Source organism: Salinarimonas soli (assembly GCF_008386575.1).
GTDB lineage: Bacteria > Pseudomonadota > Alphaproteobacteria > Rhizobiales > Beijerinckiaceae > Salinarimonas_A > Salinarimonas_A soli.
Map to the genome: position 1 here is coordinate 218888 of NZ_VUOA01000040.1, position 6300 is coordinate 225187.

A 6300-nucleotide genomic window follows, 5' to 3' on the forward strand; every position below is an offset into this window, starting at 1 on the left:
TCCATGCGCGCGCTCTTCGTCATCCCCACCACTGGCGGCCCTGTCGTCATCCGGCGGATCCTGCGCCGGGACCTGCCGCTCTCCCTCGTGGTCGCCGACGGCGACTACCGCCCCCTGCCGGTCTCGGAGGATTACAGCCGGCTCGTCGCCGCCGACGGTCCCGTGGCGGGGGTGCTGGGGCGGGAGGCGGCGGGCTGCTTCGAGCTGCGCCTCGACCGGGCCTTCGAGAGCGGCCGCAGCTGGGAGTTCCCCGTGGCGCTCGCCCACGCCGCGCATGCCGCGGGCTGGGACCTCGTGGACGATCCGGCCCAGGCCGAGCGCCTCGTCATCGCGACGGGTGCCCTCGACCGGGACCTGCGCCTCGTGCCGGCCGACTATTCCCTCACCCTCAAGGCGGAGCGCATGACCGACCTCGTGCGCGCCGCGCTCGGAGCCGGCGCCCGCGTCGCGGCCTTCATCCCCGGCGGCGATCCCGGCGTCGAGCTGGCCCAGAGCCGGCTTCGCGCCCTGCTCGGCACGGGCGACCACCTCACGCCCATCGTCGTCACCCTCGGGGAAGCGCTCGCCGCCCTGCGGCTCGCGCCCGATCCGGTCAGCAAGACCGTCGCGAAACGCCCCGCCGCCATCGAACCGGAGTCCAAAGCCGTGAAGCGCAAGATCGCCGCCATCGTGGCCGCCGACGTTTACGGCTATTCGCGCATGATGGCGGAGGACGAGGAGGGGACGCTGCGCCGCCTCAACGCCTGCCGCCAGGTCTTCGACGAGTTCGTGAGCCGCTCGGGCGGGCGCATCTTCAACACCGCCGGCGATTCGGTGATGTGCGAGTTCGAGAGCGCCGTGGAGGCGGTGCGCTGCGCCGTCGACATCCAGGAGGCCCTGCGCAGCCGCGGCTCCGACATCGAGGCCTCCAAGCGCCTCCTGTTCCGCATCGGCATCTCCATCGGCGACGTGGTGGAGCGCAACGGCGACCTCTTAGGGGACGGCGTCAACGTGGCTGCGCGCCTGGAGAGCATCGCGGAGCCCGGCGGCATCGTGGTCTCGCGCTCCGTGCACGAAGCGGTGTCGAACAAGGTCTCGGTGATGTTCCAGGACCTCGGGGCCCGGGAGGTGAAGAACCTCGCCCCCGTCCACGCCTTCGCCATCGCCTCCCCCGCAGCCCGGGTCGCGGCGGCCGAGGAGGCGGCGCGCACCGCGCTCGCGGCCTCCAAGATCGCGGCGCCCCCGCCGGCTCCCGCCCCCGCATCTCCCCCGAAGCTCGCGCGGGCCTTGCCTGTCCCGGCCATGGCGGCGGGCGTGGCGCTCCTCGTCGCAGCGGGCGCAGGCGGCTGGTTCATGCTCGCCAAGCCCGGTGCCAGCCCCGCAGCGCCCCCGGCGGCCGTCGTAGCCGCGGCGCCGCCGACTGCGCCCCGCACCGAGGCGCCTCCGGCCGCCCCGGTTCAGGCCGCTCCCGTCCAGGCGGCCGTGCCGGCCATGCCCCTGCCGAGCCCGCCCGCCCCGGCTCCCGTCGCGCTGCCGGCCGCCCCGCCCGCGGCCATGATGGCGGCGGTGCCCTCGCCCGGCGCCGTGCCGCCCCCGCCGCCCGTGGCCGAGACGCCGATCGCCATCGAGGAGCTGCGCGCCGCTCCCGGGCGCGCCTGCGCCGATCTCGTCTTCGGCGGCGTCCAGCCCGCCCGCATGCCGGTGGCCCTGCGCGAGGACGGCAGCCCCGTCTCGTCGCATCCCTCGGGGCTGTGCGGCCTTGCCATCCGCGTGACGCCCGGCGGCGAACGGGTGGGCTTCCGCCTCGATCCGGCCCTCGTCGCGGCCGGGATCGTGTCGGGCACGCAGCCGGGCCCGGCCGCGGGCGAGCTCTCTGTGGCGACCGTAATGTTCCGCCAGACCGGCAAGCTCCCCCCCCGCCATGCCATCGAGCTCGTCGACCACAGGGTGAGCCCGCCCGCGACCCGCCGCCTCGTGCACGACATCGGCGCCGGGGCCACCGCCGCCCCGGGCCTCAACCGCCTGGCCCAGCCCATTGGGCTGCCGGTGCGCTGACGGTCAGAGAAAGGCCGCGACCTCGTCGAGGCCCTTCTTGCCGATGGCGGGCACCATGCAGCCCGGGGCCGGGCGCCCGGCGACGAGGAGGATCACGGGCTTCTCGTTCTCGGGCCGCCCGCAGATCTCGTTGAGGAATCCCATGGGGGCCGGCGTGTGGGTCAGCGTGCTCAGGCCCGCATGGTGCAGGGCCGCGATGAGGAAGCCCGTGGCGATCCCGACCGATTCGGGCGCGTAATAGTGCTTCACCCGGCGTTCCCCGGGCCCGATGCCCCAGCGCTGCTGGAAGATCACGACGAGCCAGGGCGCGGTCTCCAGGAACGGCTTCTCCCAGTCGGTGCCCAGCACGCTCAGCGCCTCCAGCCATTCCTCGCCCGCGCGGCCCTCGTAGAACGCCCGCTCCTCCTCCTCGGCCGCCACCCGGATGCGCGCCTTGATGGCGGGATCGCCGATCGCGACGAAGCTCCAGGGCTGCTGGTTGGCGCCCGAGGGCGCCCCGCCCGCCGTGCGGATGGCGCTCTCGATGACCGCGCGGGGCACGGGCTCGGGCGAGAAGTCGCGCACCGTGCGCCTGCGCCGCATCGTCGCCTCGAAGGCGGCGGCACGGGCCAGCATCGCCTCGTCGGAGACGGGCTCGCAGGCGAGGGGCACGAAACCGGGGGCGTTCATGAAGGGCGTCTCCTGATCCGGCCGGCAGGGTAGGGCGGCGCGCCCGCTTTGTCATGCGGGCGCCCCCACCTCTCCCCGCGGGCGGGGAGAGGGCTCCGGCTGCGGACCGGCAGCCGGAGCGAGCGAACGCCAGTGAGCGGGGATGAGGGGGTCTGGACGGTTGAGCTCCATCGGAGGCCCCCCTCACCCTCGCGCTGCCGCGCTCGCCTCAAGCCCCGGCAAGGGGGCTTGAGGCCCTCTCCCCGCGCGGCGGGGAGAGGTGATGCGCCCCGGGGAGGGGAGGCACGCAGCGGGACCGGGGATGGCCCGAACGGTCGCATGGGCTGGCGGTTGAAGCGGGTGCGGCTTATCCCTTAGGTCTGTTCGCGCCCTAGCCCCCGCCCGGCGCCGGAGTCTCGCATGCCAAAGCCCCTCTCCACAGGCGACCACCTGATGCTGGTCGACGGCTCGTCCTTCATCTTCCGGGCCTTCTTCCAGTCCATGAACCAGGACCAGAAGTACAATTACCGCTCGGACGGGCTGCCCACGGGGGCGCTGCGGCTGTTCTGCGGCAAGCTGTTCCAGTTCGTGCGCGACGGGGCGGCCGGCATCAAGCCGACGCATCTCGCCATCGTGCTCGACAAGTCGGAGGGCTCGCACCGCAAGGAGATCTATCCCGACTACAAGGGCCACCGCCCCGACGCGCCCGACGACCTCAAGGCCCAGATGCCCCTCATGCGCGACGCCGTGCGCGCCTTCGGCCTGGAGCCCATCGAGGTGCAGGGCTACGAGGCCGACGACCTCATCGCGAGCTATTGCCGGGAGGCGACCGCGCGGGGCGCCGACGTGCTCATCGTCACCGCCGACAAGGACCTGATGCAGCTCGTCGGGCCCCTCGTGCGCTTCTACGATTTCGAATCGGGCTCCAAGGGCAAGCCCGGCTACCGCCCCGAGCGCAACCTCGACGTGGCGGCCGTGGAGGAGCGCTGGGGCGTGCCGCCTGAGCGCATCGGCGACGTGCTCGCCCTCATGGGCGACGCCTCCGACAACGTACCCGGCGTGCCCGGCATCGGGCCGAAGACGGCGGCCCAGCTCATCGGGGAATACGGGGATCTGGAGACGCTGCTCGCCCGCGCCCCCGAGATCAAGCAGCCCAAGCGCCGCGAGGCCCTCATCGCCTATGCCGACCAGGCGCGCCTCTCCAAGCGCCTCGTCGACCTCGACATGAACGCGCCGACGCCCGTGCCCCCGGACGATCTGCGCCTCTCCGACCCGGACCCCAAGCGCCTGATCTCCTTCCTCAAGGCGATGGAGTTCTCAACCGTCACGCGCCGCGTCGCCGACGAGTACGGCGTCGACCCCAACGCCATCGATCCCGATCCCACCATGCGCCGCGGCGCGGCCCGCGGCCCCGCGGCGGCCCAGCCCACCGGCGACGCGATCCCCTTCGATGCCGACGGGCCGGCGCCCGCAGGCGACGTCGATCCCTTCGCCGGGATGGACCTGCCCGAGGTGTCGGCGGCGAAGCCGGGCGGGCCCTCGCCCGCGGACCTCGCGGCGCGGCGCGCGGCCGACCTCATGGGCCGGCCCTTCGACACGGGCTCCTACGAGTGCGTGCGCACCCTGGAGCGGCTCGACGCCTGGATCGCGCAGGCCCGGGAGGCGGGGGTGGTGGCCGTCGACACGGAGACGAACTCGCTCGACGGCACCCAGGCCGATCTCGTGGGCGTGTCCCTGTGCGTGGAGCCCGGGCGCGCGGCCTACGTGCCTCTCCTGCACCGAGGCGGGGCGGACCTGTTCGGCGGCGGGCTCCTGCCCGACCAAATCCCCATCGCCGACGCGATCGCGCGCTTGAAGCCCCTCCTGGAGGATCCGGCGGTTCTCAAGGTGGGCCAGAACATCAAGTACGACTGGCTCGTCTTCCACCGCCACGGCATCGACGTCGCGCCCGTCGACGACACAATGCTCATGTCTTACGTGCTCGACGCGGGCCGCCACGGCCACGGCATGGACGAGCTCGCCGAGCGGCATCTGGGCCACCGCACCATCTCGTTCTCCGAGGTCGCGGGCACCGGCAAGGCGAAGGTCACCTTCGACTACGTGCCGCTGGAGCGCGCCACGGCCTACGCGGCCGAGGACGCGGACGTCACCTTGCGCCTGTGGCGCCTCCTGAAGCCCCGCCTGCCGGCCGAGCACCGCGCCACCGTCTACGAGACCCTGGAGCGCCCGCTCGCCGCCGTGGTGGCCCGCATGGAGAACCGGGGCATCCTCGTCGACCGGCAGATCCTGAGCCGCCTGTCGGGCGACTTCGCCCAGACGCTCGCGCGCCTCGAGGACGAGATCCAGGAGATGGCGGGCGAGAAGTTCTCCGTGGGCTCCCCGAAGCAGATCGGCGACATCCTGTTCGGCAAGATGGGCCTGCCCGGCGCCAAGAAGACCCCGTCCGGCCAATGGGCGACGCCCGCGGCCCTCCTCGACGAGCTCGCGGAGGCCGGCCACGAGCTGCCCGCCAAGATCCTGGAATGGCGCCAGCTCTCGAAGCTGAAATCCACCTACACGGACGCGCTCCAGGCCTCGATCCATCCCGGCACCGGCCGGGTCCACACCTCGTTCTCCATGGCCGCCACCACCACGGGCCGCCTGTCCTCCTCCGACCCCAACCTCCAGAACATCCCCATCCGCACGGAGGCCGGGCGCAAGATCCGCCGGGCCTTCGTGGCGGCGGAGGGCACGTGCATCGTCTCGGCCGACTACAGCCAGATCGAGCTGCGGCTCCTGGCCCACATCGCCGACATCCCCCAGCTCCAGCGCGCCTTCGCGGAGGGCATCGACATCCATACCGCCACAGCGTCGGAGATGTTCGGGGTCGAGGTCGACAAGGTGGACGGCAACCTGCGCCGGCAGGCCAAGACCATCAATTTCGGCATCATCTACGGCATCTCGGCCTTCGGCCTCGCGGCCCGGCTCGGGATCAACCAGGGCGAGGCGGGGGCCTTCATCAAGCGCTATTTCGAGCGCTTTCCCGGCATCCGCGACTACATGGACGAGACGAAGAAGTATTGCCGCGAGCACGGCTACGTCCGCACCCTGTTCGGGCGGGTGTGCCACTACCCCGCGATCCGCTCCCCCAACGCCGCCGAGCGCCAGGCGGTGGAGCGCCAGGCCATCAACGCCCCCATCCAGGGCACGGCCGCCGACATCATCCGCCGGGCCATGATCCGCATGGAGGAGGCTTTGCGCGAGAAGCGGCTCAACGCCCGCATGCTGCTCCAGGTCCACGACGAGCTCGTCTTCGAGACGCCGGAGGACGAGGTCGAGGCGACGCTGCCGGTGATCGAGCGCGTGATGGTGGAGGCGCCCCACCCGGCCGTGAGCCTGAAAGTGCCCCTTCAGGTGGAGGCGCGGGCGGCAGCGAACTGGGACGAGGCGCACTGACGGGCGTTACCGGGGGCCTGAGCCCGAGGGCGGCGGCGCGTGGCTCCCCTCCCCCTTGCGGGGAGGGGCCGGGGGTGGGGGTGACGGCTGTGCCGTGTCCGGAGAGGTCGCTGCGCGAACGGTTGTGGACTTTTCTGCTCCGCCTCCGCCGTCACCCCCCACCCCAGCCCTCCCCCGCAAAGG

The 6300-nt window shown here is 72.8% G+C and carries 3 protein-coding genes; 2 read left to right on the forward strand and 1 reads right to left on the reverse strand.

Translation table 11 applies throughout. The annotated features are described in order from the left end of the window. Positions 1-3 precede the first annotated feature (3 nt). Entirely contained in the window at positions 4-2034 is a 2031-nt protein-coding gene (locus tag F0L46_RS26960; protein ID WP_240540107.1) for an adenylate/guanylate cyclase domain-containing protein, read from the forward strand. Positions 2035-2037: 3 nt separating this feature from the next. Here the strand turns inward: F0L46_RS26960 and F0L46_RS22350 are convergent, their stop codons facing one another. Further along, on the reverse strand, positions 2038-2703 hold the full coding sequence (locus F0L46_RS22350) for a nitroreductase family protein (protein WP_149821742.1): 666 nt from the start codon (positions 2701-2703) through the stop codon (positions 2038-2040). Between the two features lie 399 nt (positions 2704-3102). Here F0L46_RS22350 and polA point away from each other — a divergent pair, with 399 nt between their 5' ends. After that, on the forward strand, positions 3103-6117 hold the full coding sequence (polA, locus tag F0L46_RS22355; protein ID WP_149821744.1) for a DNA polymerase I: 3015 nt from the start codon (positions 3103-3105) through the stop codon (positions 6115-6117). Positions 6118-6300: the final 183 nt, after the last annotated feature.